We start from the raw sequence: 14,792 nt of genomic DNA on the forward strand, positions 1-14,792 counted from the left end.
TCCCCGGCCCACGGGCCGGCCTCGCGCCTCACCCGCGCCGCGCCGCCTGGATGGCGCGGTCCAGCAGCTCGAGCGGGTGCGCCGGCTCGACGCCCGCGCCCCGCTCCTCGAGCAGCCTGCGCACGTGCAGCGTGCACCCCGGGTTCGCGCTCGCGAGCACGGTCGCGCCGGTCGCCATCACCGCCTCGGCCTTGCGCCGGCCGATCTCCGACGCGCTCTCCGGCTGGACCAGGTTGTAGATGCCGGCCGAGCCGCAGCACTGGTCGCCGTCGGCGATCTCGACCAGCTCGAGGCCCGGGATGGTGGCGAGCAGGGCCCGCGGCGCGCCGCCCACGCCCTGCGCGTGCTGGAGGTGGCAGGGCGAGTGGTAGGCGACGCGGGCTGCGAGCGGGGCGCGGGGCGCCCGGGGCGGGAGCCCGGCGAGCAGCTCCGAGGCGTCGCGCACCCGGGCCGCGAAGGCGGCCGCGCGCGGCGCGAACTCCGGGTCGCCCTCGAACAGGTGCGCGAGGTCCTTCAGGTGCGAGCCGCAGCCGGCCGCGTTCACCACGATGGCGTCGAGCGGCAGGCCCTCGAAGCGCTCCACCAGCGCCCGCGCCAGCCGCCGCGCCTCGTCGAGGCGGCCCGCGTGCACCGAGAGCGCGCCGCAGCAGCCCTGCCCCGGCGGCGCGACCACCTCCACCCCCTCGGCCGCGAGCACGCGAACGGTGGCCGCGTTCACGCCGGGGAAGAACACCTTCTGCACGCAGCCGGTCACCAGGCCCACGCGCAGGCGCCGCTCGCCGTGCGCGCCGGTGGCCGGCGGGATGGTGGCGAGGACGTCGCGCAGCGCGAGCGGCGGCGCGAGCGCCTCGAGCTGCTCGAGGCGCCGGGACAGGCGCAGGAGCCCGGTCCGGCGGAACAGCCAGCGCAGCCCGCTCACCCGCCACAGCCACAGCAGCAGCGCCGCGGCGCGGAGCCGGCCCGGGTGCGGGAAGAGCGAGAACACGAACGCGCGGTGGAGCCGTTCGAGCGCCGGGCGCCGGTGCTCGCGCTCGACCCGCGCGCGGGCCGCGTCGATGACGTGATCGTAGCGGACGCCGGACGGGCAGGCGCCCAGGCACGCCATGCAGCCGAGGCACCGGTCGAAGTGCGCCGCCACCGCGTCCGACATGGCCAGCTCGCCCTCCTGCAGCCCGCGGAAGAGGTCGATGCGGCCGCGCGGCGAGTCCATCTCCTCCTGCCAGCTCTGCCAGGTCGGGCACACCGGCAGGCAGAAGCCGCAGTGCACGCACTCGTCCGCCGGCGAGCGCGCCGCGCCCCGCGCCGGCGGCGCCGCCTGCAGCGCCCTGTCCGCTCCCGCGCCCATTCAGATCCCCCCTGGCAGGCGGCCCGGCGCGAGCCGGTCGTCCGGATCGAGCTCCCGCTTCAGCCGCCGCATCAGCTCGAGCGCCGCCGGCGGCGGGCCCCATGGGTCCACCCGGGCGCGAAGCGCCGCGGGCGCCTCCGCGATCACCACCGAGCCGTGCCCGGCCGCCACCGCGCCGCGCGCCGCCTCGATGGCGACCGCGGCGAGCGCCGGATCCTGGAGCGTGCCCGAGACGATCCCGATCCCGAGGGTCGGGTGGAGCAGGAGGCCGCCGCCGGCGAGCGCGCCCGCCACCCGCTCCAGCGCGCCGGCCGCGGTCGCCAGCGCCGCGGGCTGGAACGCCGCCCGGAGCCGCACGTCGCCCGCCACGCGGACGGCGTCCTGGCGCGCCCAGAGCGCCGCCTCGTCGGCGCCGCCCAGCCGCTCCCCCGGCGTGCCCTGCGCCGCCGCCAGCGCCAGCGCGCGCTCCGACTGATCCCGCACGCCCGGGCCGAAGCCCTCGAACCGGAGGCCGAGCCGGTAGTGCCCGCCGTCGCGCCGCGCCACCACCGCCACCGGCTCGAGCCGCGCGTCGAGCACCGCCCGCGCCAGCGCGCGGCAGGCCGGCGCGCCCAGCCCCGGCACCGCCACCGTGGCCGAGGACTCGGGGAGCGGGTGCAGCCGGAACACCACCTCCGCCACCAGCCCCAGCGTGCCCAGCGAGCCGCAGAAGAGCCGCGGAAGGTCGAAGCCGGCCACGTTCTTCACCACCTTGCCGCCGCCGCGCGCCACCACGCCGTCGGCGCGGACGACGGTCATGCCGATGACGAGGTCGCGCACCGCGCCGAAGCGCGCGCGGCGCGGCCCGAACGCGTTCGCCGCCACGATGCCGCCCACCGTGGCGCGCGCCGCGAGCGGCGGGTCGAGGGCGAGCCGCTGCCCGTGGGGCGCGAGGTGGTCCTGGAGCGCGGCGAGCGTCATCCCGCCCTCCACCGCGACGATCTGGTCGGAGGGCGCGTGCTCCCGGACGCGGTCGAGCCGGCGCGTGTGCAGCACCGCGTCGAGCCGGGCGGGCGGCGCGCCCAGCCCGAGATCCGTGCCGCCGCCCACGAACGCCACCGCGAGCCGGTCGGCGGCGAGCGCGCGCATCGCCTCGGCCGCCTCGTCGAGCGTCGCGGGCTCGACCGCCAGGCGCGGCACCACGCCGGCCACCGCGTCGGCGGCGCCCGCGGGCCGAGGCGCGGCGCTCACCAGCGCTCCGCGAGCCCGGCCACCTCGGCGGGATGGGGGCGGTAGGGGCCGGGCCGCTCGCCGCACAGCCGCGGCGTGGGGAACACCTTGCCCGGGTTCATGAGGGCCGCGCCGTCGAAGGCGCAGCGGACCCGCTGCATCGTCTCGAGGTCCTCCGGGGCGAACTGCTCCGCCATGTACGCGGCCTTCTCCGCGCCCACCCCGTGTTCGCCGGTGATCGAGCCGCCGCTGCGGATGCAGAGCCGGAGGATCTCGCCGCCCAGCGCCGCCGCTCGCTCCTCCTCGCCCGGGTTGCGCGCGTCGTACAGCACCAGCGGGTGGAGGTTGCCGTCGCCCGCGTGGAAGACGTTCGCCACGCGCAGCCCCGCCTCGCCGGCCATGCGCTCGATCTCGCGCAGCACGCGCGCGATCTCCGAGCGCGGGATGACGCCGTCCTCGACCAGGTAGTTCGGGCTGATCCGGCCCACCGCGGCGAAGGCGCTCTTGCGCCCCTTCCACATGAGCTGGCGCTCCGCCTCGTCGCGCGGCACCCGGATCTCGAGCGCGCCGGCGGCGCGGGCGAGCTCGATGGCGCGCGCCGAGACGTGCTCGACCTCGGCGCGCGGGCCGTCCGCGTCCATGAGGAGCGCCGCGCCCACGTCCGGCCAGTCCAGGCCGGTCGCGGCCTTCGCCGCCACGATGGCGAGCCGGTCCATCATCTCGATGGCGGCGGGCAGGATCCCCGCCGCGATGATGCCCGACACCGCCGCGCCCGCCTCGTCGGTGGAGGGGAACGTGGCGAAGAAGGTGCGCGTCACCTCGGGCTTGCGCAGCAGGCGCAGCGTCGCCTCGGTGGCGATGCCCAGCAGCCCCTCGCTGCCCACCATCGCCGCGAGCAGGTCGTAGCCCGGCGCGTCCGCCGCCGGGCCGCCCAGGTCCACCACGCTGCCGTCGGAGAGGACCACCCGCGCGGCCAGCACGTGGTTGGTGGTGAAGCCGTACTTGAGGCAGTGGGCGCCGCCCGAGTTCTCGGCCACGTTGCCGCCGATCGAGCACACGCCCTGCGAGGACGGGTCGGGCGCGTAGTACCAGCCCGCGCCCGCCACCGCGCGCGAGACGTCGAGGTTGATGACGCCCGGCTCGACGCGCGCCCAGCCGTTCTCGAGGTCCAGCTCGAGGATGCGCCGCATGCGCGCGAGCGAGACCACGATCGACCCCGGCGACGGGCGCGCGCCGCCGGAGAGCCCGGTGCCGGCGCCGCGCGGCACCAGCGGCACGCCCGCCTCGCGCGCCGCGTTCACCACCTCGACCACCTCCTCGGTCGAGCCCGGCAGCGCCACCAGCGCCGGCGTGGTTCGACCGTGGGTGATCCCGTCGCACGCGTACACCCGCAGCTCCGCCGGGTCCGCGATCACGTGCGCCCGGCCCAGCGCGGCGGCGAGGCGTCGGGCGAGGGCGCTGCTCACGGCGGGAGCTCGGGGCACGCGGGCTCCTTCGGCTGCGAGGTGTGGGGGTTGAATGTTCCGGGACCGCACGGCCCGGTCAACCTTCGACGGGGTGCATCGATCGGGGGCGGACGCGGCTTCGGCGGCCGGGCGAGCGCCCGGACCCACATGCACCCACGCCAGCGTCGTCCGGATTCGGGGGCTGCGCGCTGGCGCACGGGGATCACGCCCGGTACGCTGGCGGGCCATGACGACGACCGCCACCGCGACGCGCGCCATCGGCAAGGTGAAGGGCACCCTGCTCGTCTCCCGGATGAACTACCTGCGCGCCCAGGGCTCCGAGAGCGCCGAGCGCGTGCTCCGCCGCCTCACCGTGGCCGACCAGGCGGTCCTGCGCGGCACGCTCGATCCGGTGGCGTGGTACCCCGCCGACCTGCTCATCCGCGTCGAGCTCACCATCGCCGCGCTGCTCGCCCGCGGCGACCGGTCCGCGATGTTCCTCGCCATGGGCCGCCACACCGCCGAGACCAACCTCGCCCCGGCCGGCGCGCATCGCGCCTACCTGCGCGAGGGCGAGCCGCACCACCTGCTGCGCAGCGTCCCCGCGCTCTACGCCGCCAGCCACACGAGCGGCTCCCGCACCTACGAGCCCAGCGGTGCCCGCGCCGCGGTGGTCCGGACGCACGGCGGCGACGAGGTCACCGCCGACGACTGCCTCACCGCGGTCGGCTGGCTCGGCCGCGCCATCGAGCTCTCCGGCGGGAAGGCCGTGAAGGTGGTGGAGACGCACTGCCGCGCGCGCGGCGCCGCGTCGTGCGAGTACCGCTGCGAGTGGACCTGATCCGCTCGCGCGCCTCCGACGCTCCTCTCCAGCAAGGACCTCGAGCGCGCGGCCGGCATGCCGCGCGGCGGGGGCCCGCTCGCGCTGGCGCCGGGCGCTGGTGAGACCAGGCCTCATCGTCCCGCGCGCCCCACCTTCCGGAGGAGAGGAGGCGCGAAGATGGACCGTGAGGACCGCACCAGGGAAGCGAGGACCGAGCCCCGGCCAGAGGATCGCGAGCGTCAGCACGAGCGGGCGACCGCTCCGCCCATCGAGCGGGAGCACGAGACGTGGCAGGGCATCCTCGAGGAGGACGAGCGGCGCGAGCGCGAGCGGCGCTGAACCACCGGCGACCGGCCCCCCGTCTGCCCCACCCCGTGGTACGATGGCCCTGCCGCTTGACTCCCGCGGCGGCGGTCTTATGAAAGGACCGTCAGTTCGCAGACTTGGGGGCGAACTGGTTTCGACGGAGGACGGAAGGCGACGGGTGCGCGCCGTGGTTGGTCACGAGGCCACGTAAAAACGGGACCAAGCAGAAACGCGAACGAGCCCATGGCTCTCGCGGCCTAACTAAAGGCCGTGCGTTCCCCCGGAAGCGCCGGGTACCGGGTGTGAACGTCAGCTCCGGCTGGACCTTGGCGGGAAGCGAACCGCCTTGCCGAGGTCGAGATCAAAGGGCGAGGACGTGAGCGGTTGCAGGCTCGGAGGTTGCCGCTCACGTATCCACTCCGAGCTACGCGCGTAGGGCCCTTCACTGGAAGTCTTTCGGACCCGGGTTCGATTCCCGGCGCCTCCACTTCAAGGCAACAAGAAGCCCGCGTTCTTCGCGGGCTTTTCTTTTCGCACCCCAAGGGCAACCTACCCTCGCCCACAAGCGGGACCCATCCTGGCCTCGGCTCGGGCGCCGAGACGAGACTTGCCGACGGTCGGCCGCACAGTTATACGTTCGTAAGAACGGAGCGACGTCATGCGCAAGAAGCTCTCGGCCATCGGCAACAGCCTGGGGATCGTCATCGAGAAGCCCATCCTCGAGCTCCTGGACATCGACCGCGAGACCGAGCTCGACATGCGCACGGACGGCGAGCGGCTCATCATCGAGCCGATCCGGAGCGCGAGGCGAGCGAAGGTGAAGGCGGCGACGCATCGCGCGATGGCAGCTCACGATGCGACGCTCCGGAAGCTCGCGAAGTGAGCGAGCCCCTCTTCCTCGACCTGGATGACGTGTTGCTCATCCATGAGGAGCAGCTCGCGACGTACGGAGGGGCCGTAGGTATCCGCGACGTCGGCTTGCTCGAGTCCGCCGTCGCGATGCCGCGTGCCTCTGCGGGCGGCGAGCTTGCGCACGAGGACCTCTTCGCGATGGCGGCGGCGTACGCGTTCCACATCGCGCAGAACCAGCCTTTCGTCGATGGCAACAAGCGGACGGGGCTGCTTGCCGCCATCGTGTTCCTCGATCTGAACGGCATCCCGATCAGCGATCCGGCCGGCAGGCTGTACGACGCGATGATCGCGGTCGCAGAGCGCAGGATGGACAAGCCGGGCCTCGCCACCGAGTTCAGGAGTCTGGCGGCTGAGGTCGCTCGGTCCTGACGCGTCGCCCACAGCTTGTGGGCGAGATGGGCTCTCGATGGGCGCCCTTGGGCTGTCTCGCGGAGCTTCGGGCTGAGCCGAGACGCTCGCGGATCAGGCGTGACGCCGCGGTTGGCGAGACGCTGCACGCGGGGGCCGTCTCCGGTAATGGAAGTTACGGTCCCCTGATGACGTGGTTCTGGAGGTAGCGCGTCATCTTCCGTTGCCAGAACGGGAAGAACAGCAGTCCGGTCGTGCTGTACCGCGCCCACTCGGCGCCCTGCCGCGTCTCCAGTGTCCAGCTGCAATCGAAACCGCCGCGGGAGACCACTTTCAGTCTTGCGCCATCGGATAGGCCCATCGCAAAGCAGTCGAGCGCTTCCTCTGCGTGTTCGAACTCCTCGTGCCAGCCGTCGAAGAAGACAACGATGTTCCCGCCGGGCTCGTGGAGCCCGACCGCAAACCCGTGAGCGTCTCGCGGCAAGACACGGATGAAACCCTCTCCATGCTCCACGCTCAACTCGGGATGCTCCTGAAGCTTCTCTTGTATGGATGCGATCGCTCCTGCCATTCCCCGATCCCTCATTCCCAATCTGCGCGATCTGCGAGTCCCACCGCGTCGTTCGTACGGGGATCTCGAGCACGTTGAGCCCGAGCCTCACCGAGTCGTGCCGACGGGACTGAACAGGACGAAGAATGGCTCGGTGTGCTTGCCGAACAAGTACTGGGCTTCGCCCCTGAGCGTCGTACTGTCGAAGTAGACGAGGCAGAACGGCTCGATGTCTTCCGTTTCCATGAACGCGCCCTTGAACGGCCAGCGTTCGAAGAACGACTTGCGCCGGTAGGTACGTGCAGTGGCCATGACGCCCCCCTTCCACGGGATGGCCTCGAACACGCGCTCGACGGTGACGCGTCCGAGATCGAGCTTCCTGCCGTCCCAGTAGGCGTCTCCCTTCCTGACGACGAGACGACTCAGCACGGAATGGCGCGTCGTCCATGCCGTGCTCGCCTGGACCATCGCATCGGTCACCAGCAGATCCTCGCCGTCTACCGTGAAGCGGTACGAACGGGCTTCCGGGTCCCGGATCCCTTGCACGGACCTGGTCGTCAGGCCGTCGTCGGCGAGCTCGATGAGGGTCAGCCAGTTGCTGCGCCCTCCAAGCATCAGCGTCGTCGGCTCGCTCGCGGAGCGTTCGACGAGGTCTCGGGTACCGGCGCTGGCAGGCAAGGTCGGGACCACCGCCGAAGCGAAGCAAGCAACGACGGCGACGACCATTCGGTGGCGCACGCCCTGATAGTGAAAGACCGATTGGCATTGGTCAAGCGGCAGCGAAGGCCCTCGGGAGGAAGGCGCGGACCGCGTCATCTCGCGAGAGCTGGCGGCTGGTCTCTTGGGCTTGGTCTCCACCACTCCGAGCCGAAGTCGGGCAGGATGGGCTCGTGACCCGCTCAGCCGTGGCGATCTCTCTGGTGCTGATGCCTTCGGAAGCACTGGCCGAGGTCATGGACAGGGTGTCCACCCCTTGGGAACCGAGGCGGTTGGTTCCGCTGGTGATCGTCACGGCGATCTGTGCGGGGGCACGGCCGCCGGATCGCCCGGCCCCCGCGGCACGGTGGCCGGGCGCGCTGCCTGGCGTTCTGGCTGGACGAGAACGCTGGCGGCCCTCGTGGTCGCCGTCGTATGGGCTGCCGCTGTGTTCGCGTTCGATCTCGGTTGCGTGGCTCTCTCGCTGGTGTTCACGGTCCTGATCCTCGCCGGGCGACGGCAGCGGCGAGGGGAAGCGAAGCGGTGTCGCCAGAGACGTGGCGCACGGTCCGGGAACGCTACGACGTTCGACTGAGGCTCGCACTGCACGTGACGGGTCGGAACGAGGGCTTCGCGCTCTCACCGGCGACCCTGCAGCTCATCGCGCGGCGGGCGCTCTCGGCGACCTGGCGGTCGTGGCGAGCACACACTCGCGCAAGGAGGGTCGGACGCGCGAGTGCATGGGCACGCGCGCCTTCTCGGTGGCGCCTCGCGAGCCCCGGTCATCCGGGTCAGTTCCTGGACCGGCGGCGCTTCGGTGCCGGATGGAGGGCGAGGAGGGCCCTTGCGGCGTCGGCGCTACGCGCGGCGATCTCGCGTTCGTTGGGCGTCTTCACGGTTCGAAGGAGCAGGTTCATCGCGAGGTCTCCCCAGAGGAGCGCCAGGAACTCCCGAGTCATCGCAGCGGGCTCGCCCGCGACGATGGCGCGCTCACGGGCGTTCGTGAGCGCGCCGCGAAGGGCCGACCGAGCTTTCTCCCGGCCGAATTCCTCGAGGGCGCGGGCGACCTCGGGTGCGCTGTTCGCCTCGGCGATGGCCAGCCGGAACACCTCGACGACGTCCGGGTCGGTCACCTCCGTGAGGAACCGCTGGCCAAATCGCGTGAGTGCGGCCTGGAGCATCTCCCGATCGGTCGAGTCGGGAAGCTCGGCGGCGACCGGGAACCGCGCCGACCGATCGCGGATGCACTCGATGAGCAGCTGGAGCTTGTTGCCCACGTGCGCATAGAGGTCCCGTTTCGACACGTGCGCGCGGGTCGCGATCTCGCGAGTGCTCGTGCGGGAGTAGCCGAGCTCGGCGAACGCGGTGAAGGCCGCCTCGAGGATTCGCCGGCGGAGCGCTGGCTCGTCCGCCTTCTCCTGCCTCTCGTCTCGCGCCGGCTTCACTCGCATGCGGGCCGCTCCTCGGGCGGTACCGAAGCGTACCATCACCCCACCGCGGCGAGCGGTACCAAGCGGTACCACAACCGGGACCCGCGCCACCCTTGACGCCGGTACCGGTCGGTACCATATCCGAGCTGCCCGGCACATCGAAGCCACGAGTCGCGCTCGAGTCCGGGATCTGGAACCGACCTGTGGAGACGCTCATGGTGTCACGAATCGCCTTCTTCGCGAGCATCGCGTTCAGCATCGTCGCGTGGAGCATGGTCAGCACCCGATACATCTGGCCGGCGCTTCGGCACCGGTCGCGGGCCGAGGCGTTGCGACCGCTGCTCGCCCTGCATGGTTTCCGCTTTCTCGGGATGGCCTTCCTCGTCCCCGGCGTCGCCTCGCCCGACCTGCCGGCCGCCTTCGCGCATCCCGCAGCCTACGGGGACCTCGTGGCGGCGGCGCTCGCCTTGCTCTCTCTGTCACTGCTGCCACGCGCACCAAGCGTCGTGATCGCGTGGGTCTTCAATGTCTGGGGCCTGGCCGATCTCGTGAACGCCTTCTACCAGGCCGGTCACGCCGGGATCTCGCCGGGGCAGCTCGGAGCGACGTACTTCCTCCCGACGCTCGGCGTGCCACTCCTGCTGGTCACGCACGTCCTGGCCTTCCGGGTGCTGCTGCAATCTCGGCGCGATTGTGTCGCGCGGGAAGACCGCTACCTCGCGCACACCTGAGGGTCTGCGACAGGGATAGCTCGGGGACTTCGCCGGGAACTCGACCGTTGGTGAAGTGTCACCCGCGCCAGCGCGCTCTCACGCCTTGCCTCGGTCGACGCCGAGCGCGCCTTGCGTCCCCGGGTGCGTAAAGCCAGCTGCCTCGTTGCGGACGCTCGTTCGCCTCTCCGTGACAGGCTTCGGCTGCTCCGGCATGTTGGCGCGAGTCTCCCGCATCGCGGGTCGATGGTCCTGGTGAGGAATCGCCGTACGGCCGGGTGCGGCACGCCGAGCACTTCCATATCGACCTCGAGGACACCTCGGGCCTGGCCTCCGGAGCTCCGCGTGAGGCAAGATGGTCCGCCGCGAACGGCCTCCCCCTCACCCACCGTGGAGCACCTCGCGTGCACGCTCAGACCGTCGCCCTCGCTACCGCGCTCCTCCTCTCCGCCATGCCGCTCGACGCGCGCGCGTACTGGTACGCTCGCCAGGTGTCGGACACCCGCTACGGTGGGTGCCAGCAGGCCGAGGACAGCCTGGATGACGTCCTCGCCCATGTGAGCGCCGGGTGGGCGCGGGCGAGCCAGGGCCGCGGGAGGGCCTGTACCGTGGTCCGGAGCGGTCCCGAAGCCTCGGTCGGATTCGCCGTCGATTGCGGAGAGGGCGGCGTGCACCTCTTCTTCCGCTCCGAGGCGCAGTGCGCGCTGTTCGTGTCGACCATCAACGCCGGCCGGCGCGCCACCCCCGAGGACTACGTGCCGCCGGGCGCGAAGAACAGGTCGACCTGGCTCATCACGTACGGTCAGTGCATGGAGAGCTGGGTGCATGCCGAGACCGTCCGGCGCCGAGCGCTGCAGGTCACCGCGACCATGTGCGAGTGCCTCGCCGGCGAGCTGGCAGCGTCGGCGGCGGCGCCCACGGAGGCCCGGGTCCAGGCCGCGGGCCGCGCCTGCCTGGCTGCCGTGCCCGCCTCGGAGAAGGCGAAGCTGGCACCGCCGCGCCCCCGCTAGCCGCGCGGCATGGCGCGCCTTGCGGCCGGGCCCCCTCGTGGCACAATGGCTTCGTTTGTTCCCCTCGCAGCTCGAGGCGCTGGAAGTCGCGCCCGTCCAACGATAGGAGCGAAGCATGAAGATCCAGCTCGGACTCACGAAGGAGTGGACCACCGTCGAGCGCCGCAAGCTGAAGGTGGTGGATCTGCGAGAGTTTCTGATGGAGCACTACCCGCGGGACCACGGGTGGGCCGACGAGAAGCAGGCGCTCATCTTCCTCCAGGAGCACCTGCCGACGGAGCAGCTTCACGCGGTCCTCAAGGCGATGAAGAACGACACGAACGAGATCACCCGGGAGGCCCCCGAGCTCACGCACAAGAAGTTCTGGTTCGAGGTCGTCCCGGACGAGAAGTAGCTGCTGGGAGCAGCACCCGCATGTAGGCCAATGTAGTCCACGCAACAGGATCCCGTCCCCACCGGCAGCGGGAGACGCAGCGGTGGCTCGTACGGTCGATCGCGAGTGGCCATCCTGTTGCACGTTGGGCTATATGAGTGCCCTACCAGCGTCAGCGGCCCGGTTCGGGCCCGGGCGCCGCCACACCCCCGGAGCTCCCGCCGCGAGGCGGGTTTCTTTTACGTCCGGGTTCACCGACTGGAGAGCGTTTGAGCGAGAAGGAAGCTGGCATCGAGGTTCAGGGGCGCGTCGAGGAGTCGAGCGGCGGCATGTATCGCGTGAAGCTCGACCAGGGCCCCGTCGTCCTGGCGTACCCGTCCGGCAAGATGAAGCGGTTCCACATCCGCATCATCACGGGCGACCGCGTGAAGGTGGAGCTCTCGCCGTACGACCTGACGCGCGGCCGCATCACGTACCGCGACAAGTAGGACGGCCGGCCGCTCGCGGCCCCCCTACAGCACCGCCCGCAGCACGGACGAGACCTGCTCGGTCGTCGGCTTCGGCCCCTGGCCGATGGCGTACATGAGCGTGATGCCGTCGATGAGGCCGGCACACGTCTCGATGGGCGCGTCGGCCCGCCCGTGCGAGATCAGCTTCACGAAGAACGCGATGGGCCGGCGCGCCGCCGCGGTCAGGCGCTCGCCGACGCCGGCCAGGTCCTCGCGCCGCGCCGCGGCCATGGTCAGCTCGACGCGCGCCAGGAACAGGTGGCGCGTGTCGTCGGCGTACCTCACGAGCTCGTCGGCCACGTACGCGACGGCGGCGTCGAGGCCCTGCCGCGCGGCGCGCTCGGCGAACCCCACCTGCAGCTCGTCGCACTCCTTCTCCAGCAGCGCCGCGAGGTGGTCGGCGGCCGCCACGAGCAGCGCGCTCTTCTTCGGGAAGTAGTAGGTCGTCGAGCCCTGGGGCAGGCCGGCGGCCTCGTCCACGGCGCGGTGGGTCACGCCCTCGAGCCCCCGGCTCGCGAGCAGCTCCAGCACGGCCTCGAGGATCACGGCGCGGCGGTCGGACCGCTCCGCGGTGGCGTCCTGCCGCGCGTGGGACGCGCGGGGCTTCTTCCTGTCTGCTTTGCCCATCGGCCTTCCTTCGGGCTCGTCGGTCCGCCCGTGTTGACAGGCGGCGAGTCTCTACGTATGTAGAGTCCGCTTCGTCATCCGCAGCGCTCTCCCCTACTCTACAGGACTCGTGACCTCATGACCGCTCCCATCGCCCGCCTGAACCCGCCCACCCTGCCCGACGCCGGGGCCATGGGCTACTCGCAGATCTCCGTGGTCGAGCCCGGCAGCCGCATGGCGTACGTGTCGGGCCAGGTGGCGTGGCGTCCGGGCGGCGAGGCGCCGCCCGCCGACCTCCTCGAGCAGACCCGGATCGCGGCCAGGAACGCCCGCGCCGCGCTCGACGCGCTGGGCGCCACGCCGCAGGACGTCGTCATCGCCCGCTGCTTCGTGACCGATCTCACGCCCGAGCGGCTGCACGCGATGTTCCCGGCCGTGCTGGAGCTGTTCGACGGGGCCAAGCCGTGCCTCACCGGCGTGGGCGTCGCCGCGCTCGCCGCCCCCGATCTGCAGGTCGAGCTGGAGCTGACGGTCCGGCTGCCGGGCTGACCGCCTCCGGCCGGGCGCGGCGGCACCGCCCGCGGGCGCACGCGCCAGGCCCCCGCTACATGGGCGGGATGGCCTGGCGGTTCGGAGCGTACGAGCTCGACCCGGCGCGTCGCGAGCTGCGCGTCGCCGGGGCGCCGCGAGCGCTCCAGCCGCTGGTGCTCGCGGTGCTCGCCTACCTCGTCCGGAACCGCCACCGCGTCGTCCCCAAGGAGGAGCTGCTGCGCGAGCTCTGGCCGGACGCGGTGGTCACGGACGCCTCGCTCCAGCGCGCGGTGAGCCTCGCGCGCCACGCGCTCCGTCCGGCGGATCGCCGGCTGCTGCGCACCTACGCGCGGCAGGGATACCGGTTCGTGGGCGAGCTCGTGGAGGCCGAGCCGGACCCGGCGGACGCTGCGGCCGACGCGCCCCCGAGGTACGTCCGCTCGGGCGACGTCCACGTGGCGTACCGCACCGTCGGGCGCGGCCCGCTCGACGTCGTCCTGGTGCTCGGGTGGTCGCTCGGCATGCGCGCCGCGCTCGAGCTGCCGGGCGGCTCCGAGCTCGTCCGCGCGCTCTCCACGCGCGCCCGGGTGATCCTGTTCGACAAGCGCGGGACGGGCGCGAGCGACCGCGTGAAGGCGCTGCCCGAGCTGCCGCAGCGGGTCGAGGACCTCGAGGCCGTCCTCGACGCGGTGCGGTCGCCGGGCGCGGTGCTGGTCGGGTTCTCCGAGGGAGGTCCGCTGGCGCTCGCGTTCGCCGCGACGCGCCCGCTCCGCGTGCGCGGCGTCGCCCTCGTCGGCGCCTTCGCCCGCATGTCGGCCGCGCCGGACCACCCCGCCGGCTGGGGCGAGGCCGAGATCGCCACGCTGCGCGCGTACATCGCGCACGGCTGGGGTGCCGGCGCGACGATGGGCGCGCTCGTCCCCGCCCGCCACCTCACCCCGCCGCTGCGCGCCTGGGCGGCGCGGGCCGAGCAGGAGGGGGCGAGCCCGGGTGCGGCGCTCGAGCTCCTGGAGATGAACCTCGGGATCGACGTCCGGCCCCTGCTGCCGCGGGTGCGGACGCCCGCCGTGGTGCTGCACGCGACCGGCGACCGCGTCGTGCGCGCCGGGAACGGGCGGGCGCTCGCCGCCGCCATCCCCGGCGCGCGCCTCGTCGAGCTGCCCGGCGACGACCACGCCTTCCTCTTCGGTGGCCGCCCCACGCTCGAGCGCGAGCTCGCGGCGCTCCTCGAGCGGGCGGCCGCCCGACGCGGCGCCCCGCTCACCTGATCGCCACCGCCGCGATCTGCGAGCGGATCGGCAGGAACGCCGTGCGCAGCGTGAACGGCGTGATCTCGACGGCGGCGAACCCGGCCTCCCGCAGGAGCCCGGCGACGTCGCGCTGCGTTTCGCAGCCCTCGAACAGCCACCGCCAGGGCCGCTCCACCAGCCGCTGCACGCGGGCGACGCGGCTCCCCTCCGGCGCGGCGACGTGCTCGACGCACCAGAAGCGGCCCTCGGGCCGGAGCACGCGCCGGATCTCCGCGAGCGCGCGCGCGGGGTCGGTCACGGTGCACAGCACCAGGCTCGAGATCACCGCGTCCACGCTCTGGTCCGGCAGCGGCAGCCGCTCCGCCAGCCCGGCGCGGACGTCCACCGTGACGCGGTGCCGGGTCGCCGCCGCCCGTAGGCTCGCGTGCAGGTGGACGTTCGGCTCGACCGCGATCACGTGCGTGCCTGGCGCGAGGTAGCGGAGGTTCGCGCCGTTCCCTGCCCCGATCTCGAGGATCGTGCGCGGCAGCCCTCCGAAGAGTTCGCGCTTCACGTGCTGGTACTTCCGGTGCGCGTAGCCGTCCAGCGCGCGGAAGATCCACGCGTTGAGCCGCGCGCGAACCGGGTGAGCGACGCGCTCCCCCGCGCTCGTCGTGTCCGTCAGGTGCAGGTACATGGTCCGTCCTCCTCGTGCGCACTTCCGCACGCGCGAGAAGGTACGTGGGCACCCGGGGCACGT

General features: G+C 72.8%; 18 protein-coding genes and 1 other RNA gene. 11 read left to right on the forward strand and 8 right to left on the reverse strand.

Annotated features, from left to right (window positions below; translation table 11 throughout):
- Positions 1-28: 28 nt before the first annotated feature.
- From ADEH_RS14840 to ADEH_RS14850, 3 genes are read right to left on the reverse strand one after another with little or no spacing between them, the layout of a single operon-like run.
- Positions 29-1,345 (reverse strand): (Fe-S)-binding protein, encoded by a 1,317-nt coding sequence (locus ADEH_RS14840; RefSeq protein WP_011421917.1) that lies wholly within the window; start codon positions 1,343-1,345, stop codon positions 29-31.
- Positions 1,346-2,575 carry an FAD-binding oxidoreductase gene (locus tag ADEH_RS14845; protein WP_011421918.1) on the reverse strand — a complete coding sequence of 410 codons (1,230 nt, stop codon included), beginning with the start codon at positions 2,573-2,575 and terminating at the stop codon, positions 1,346-1,348. It lies immediately after the preceding gene.
- The gene (locus ADEH_RS14850) at positions 2,572-4,020 is read right to left on the reverse strand and encodes an FAD-linked oxidase C-terminal domain-containing protein (RefSeq protein ID WP_232287291.1); all 1,449 of its coding nucleotides are present in this window, start codon (positions 4,018-4,020) and stop codon (positions 2,572-2,574) included. The genes ADEH_RS14845 and ADEH_RS14850 overlap by 4 nt, the downstream gene beginning before the upstream one ends.
- Before the next feature lie 226 nt (positions 4,021-4,246).
- On the opposite strand from ADEH_RS14850, the gene ADEH_RS14855 reads away from it, so the two are divergent.
- The 5 genes from ADEH_RS14855 to ADEH_RS14865 all read left to right on the forward strand — a co-directional run bounded on the left by ADEH_RS14855 (position 4,247) and on the right by ADEH_RS14865 (position 6,409).
- A complete protein-coding gene (locus ADEH_RS14855) occupies positions 4,247-4,840 on the forward strand; it encodes a 4-vinyl reductase (RefSeq protein WP_041453571.1) in 594 nt (197 codons plus the stop codon).
- Between the two features lie 159 nt (positions 4,841-4,999).
- Positions 5,000-5,161 (forward strand): hypothetical protein, encoded by a 162-nt coding sequence (locus tag ADEH_RS23290; RefSeq protein ID WP_198133782.1) that lies wholly within the window; start codon positions 5,000-5,002, stop codon positions 5,159-5,161.
- A gap of 106 nt (positions 5,162-5,267) precedes the next feature.
- Positions 5,268-5,618, forward strand: a transfer-messenger RNA (tmRNA) gene (gene ssrA, locus ADEH_RS22805).
- A gap of 168 nt (positions 5,619-5,786) precedes the next feature.
- Positions 5,787-6,011 (forward strand): AbrB/MazE/SpoVT family DNA-binding domain-containing protein, encoded by a 225-nt coding sequence (locus ADEH_RS14860; RefSeq protein WP_011421922.1) that lies wholly within the window; start codon positions 5,787-5,789, stop codon positions 6,009-6,011.
- Positions 6,008-6,409: a type II toxin-antitoxin system death-on-curing family toxin gene (locus ADEH_RS14865; protein WP_011421923.1), complete on the forward strand. Its 402-nt coding sequence runs from the start codon at positions 6,008-6,010 to the stop codon at positions 6,407-6,409. Before ADEH_RS14860 ends, ADEH_RS14865 begins: the two co-directional genes overlap by 4 nt.
- 154 nt (positions 6,410-6,563) lie before the next feature.
- On the opposite strand, the gene ADEH_RS14870 is transcribed toward ADEH_RS14865, so the two are convergent.
- From ADEH_RS14870 to ADEH_RS14880, 3 genes are all read right to left on the reverse strand, one after another.
- Entirely contained in the window at positions 6,564-6,959 is a 396-nt protein-coding gene (locus ADEH_RS14870) for a hypothetical protein (RefSeq protein WP_011421924.1), read from the reverse strand.
- Between the two features lie 87 nt (positions 6,960-7,046).
- A complete protein-coding gene (locus ADEH_RS14875) occupies positions 7,047-7,664 on the reverse strand; it encodes a hypothetical protein (protein ID WP_041453572.1) in 618 nt (205 codons plus the stop codon).
- 761 nt (positions 7,665-8,425) lie between these two features.
- Positions 8,426-9,085, reverse strand: coding sequence for a TetR/AcrR family transcriptional regulator (locus ADEH_RS14880; RefSeq protein ID WP_011421927.1), 660 nt, complete (start codon positions 9,083-9,085; stop codon positions 8,426-8,428).
- Between the two features lie 182 nt (positions 9,086-9,267).
- Here ADEH_RS14880 and ADEH_RS14885 point away from each other — a divergent pair, with 182 nt between their 5' ends.
- From ADEH_RS14885 to infA, 4 genes are all read left to right on the forward strand, one after another.
- Entirely contained in the window at positions 9,268-9,795 is a 528-nt protein-coding gene (locus ADEH_RS14885; protein ID WP_011421928.1) for a hypothetical protein, read from the forward strand.
- A gap of 383 nt (positions 9,796-10,178) precedes the next feature.
- Entirely contained in the window at positions 10,179-10,784 is a 606-nt protein-coding gene (locus ADEH_RS14890) for a hypothetical protein (RefSeq protein ID WP_041453573.1), read from the forward strand.
- A 115-nt stretch (positions 10,785-10,899) separates the two neighbouring features.
- Positions 10,900-11,178 carry a hypothetical protein gene (locus ADEH_RS14895; RefSeq protein ID WP_011421930.1) on the forward strand — a complete coding sequence of 93 codons (279 nt, stop codon included), beginning with the start codon at positions 10,900-10,902 and terminating at the stop codon, positions 11,176-11,178.
- A gap of 248 nt (positions 11,179-11,426) precedes the next feature.
- Complete coding sequence (gene infA, locus ADEH_RS14900) at positions 11,427-11,645, forward strand: translation initiation factor IF-1 (RefSeq protein ID WP_012634130.1); 219 nt, start codon at positions 11,427-11,429, stop codon at positions 11,643-11,645.
- A gap of 24 nt (positions 11,646-11,669) precedes the next feature.
- On the opposite strand, the gene ADEH_RS14905 is transcribed toward infA, so the two are convergent.
- Positions 11,670-12,293, reverse strand: coding sequence for a TetR/AcrR family transcriptional regulator (locus tag ADEH_RS14905; protein WP_011421932.1), 624 nt, complete (start codon positions 12,291-12,293; stop codon positions 11,670-11,672).
- Between the two features lie 117 nt (positions 12,294-12,410).
- Here ADEH_RS14905 and ADEH_RS14910 point away from each other — a divergent pair, with 117 nt between their 5' ends.
- Complete coding sequence (locus tag ADEH_RS14910; protein ID WP_011421933.1) at positions 12,411-12,821, forward strand: RidA family protein; 411 nt, start codon at positions 12,411-12,413, stop codon at positions 12,819-12,821.
- A 68-nt stretch (positions 12,822-12,889) separates the two neighbouring features.
- On the forward strand, positions 12,890-14,071 hold the full coding sequence (locus ADEH_RS14915; RefSeq protein ID WP_232287292.1) for an alpha/beta fold hydrolase: 1,182 nt from the start codon (positions 12,890-12,892) through the stop codon (positions 14,069-14,071).
- On the opposite strand, the gene ADEH_RS14920 is transcribed toward ADEH_RS14915, so the two are convergent.
- Positions 14,064-14,729, reverse strand: a complete 666-nt coding sequence (locus ADEH_RS14920; protein ID WP_011421935.1) for a class I SAM-dependent methyltransferase — start codon at positions 14,727-14,729, stop codon at positions 14,064-14,066. The genes ADEH_RS14915 and ADEH_RS14920 overlap by 8 nt on opposite strands.
- Positions 14,730-14,792: the final 63 nt, after the last annotated feature.

Source organism: Anaeromyxobacter dehalogenans 2CP-C, from assembly GCF_000013385.1.
Lineage (GTDB): Bacteria > Myxococcota > Myxococcia > Myxococcales > Anaeromyxobacteraceae > Anaeromyxobacter > Anaeromyxobacter dehalogenans_B.

What these genes read in the sequence shown, in the direction of transcription:
- ADEH_RS14915 (WP_232287292.1), top strand. Translation starts at nt 12,890, where the DNA reads ATGGCCTGGCGGTTCGGAGCGTACGAGCTCGACCCGGCGCGTCGCGAG.
- ADEH_RS14870 (WP_011421924.1), bottom strand. Translation starts at nt 6,959, where the DNA reads ATGGCAGGAGCGATCGCATCCATACAAGAGAAGCTTCAGGAGCATCCC.
- ADEH_RS14840 (WP_011421917.1), bottom strand. Translation starts at nt 1,345, where the DNA reads ATGGGCGCGGGAGCGGACAGGGCGCTGCAGGCGGCGCCGCCGGCGCGG.
- ADEH_RS14910 (WP_011421933.1), top strand. Translation starts at nt 12,411, where the DNA reads ATGACCGCTCCCATCGCCCGCCTGAACCCGCCCACCCTGCCCGACGCC.
- ADEH_RS14875 (WP_041453572.1), bottom strand. Translation starts at nt 7,664, where the DNA reads ATGGTCGTCGCCGTCGTTGCTTGCTTCGCTTCGGCGGTGGTCCCGACC.
- ADEH_RS14860 (WP_011421922.1), top strand. Translation starts at nt 5,787, where the DNA reads ATGCGCAAGAAGCTCTCGGCCATCGGCAACAGCCTGGGGATCGTCATC.
- ADEH_RS14855 (WP_041453571.1), top strand. Translation starts at nt 4,247, where the DNA reads ATGACGACGACCGCCACCGCGACGCGCGCCATCGGCAAGGTGAAGGGC.
- ADEH_RS23290 (WP_198133782.1), top strand. Translation starts at nt 5,000, where the DNA reads ATGGACCGTGAGGACCGCACCAGGGAAGCGAGGACCGAGCCCCGGCCA.
- ADEH_RS14905 (WP_011421932.1), bottom strand. Translation starts at nt 12,293, where the DNA reads ATGGGCAAAGCAGACAGGAAGAAGCCCCGCGCGTCCCACGCGCGGCAG.
- ADEH_RS14880 (WP_011421927.1), bottom strand. Translation starts at nt 9,085, where the DNA reads ATGCGAGTGAAGCCGGCGCGAGACGAGAGGCAGGAGAAGGCGGACGAG.
- ADEH_RS14895 (WP_011421930.1), top strand. Translation starts at nt 10,900, where the DNA reads ATGAAGATCCAGCTCGGACTCACGAAGGAGTGGACCACCGTCGAGCGC.
- ADEH_RS14920 (WP_011421935.1), bottom strand. Translation starts at nt 14,729, where the DNA reads ATGTACCTGCACCTGACGGACACGACGAGCGCGGGGGAGCGCGTCGCT.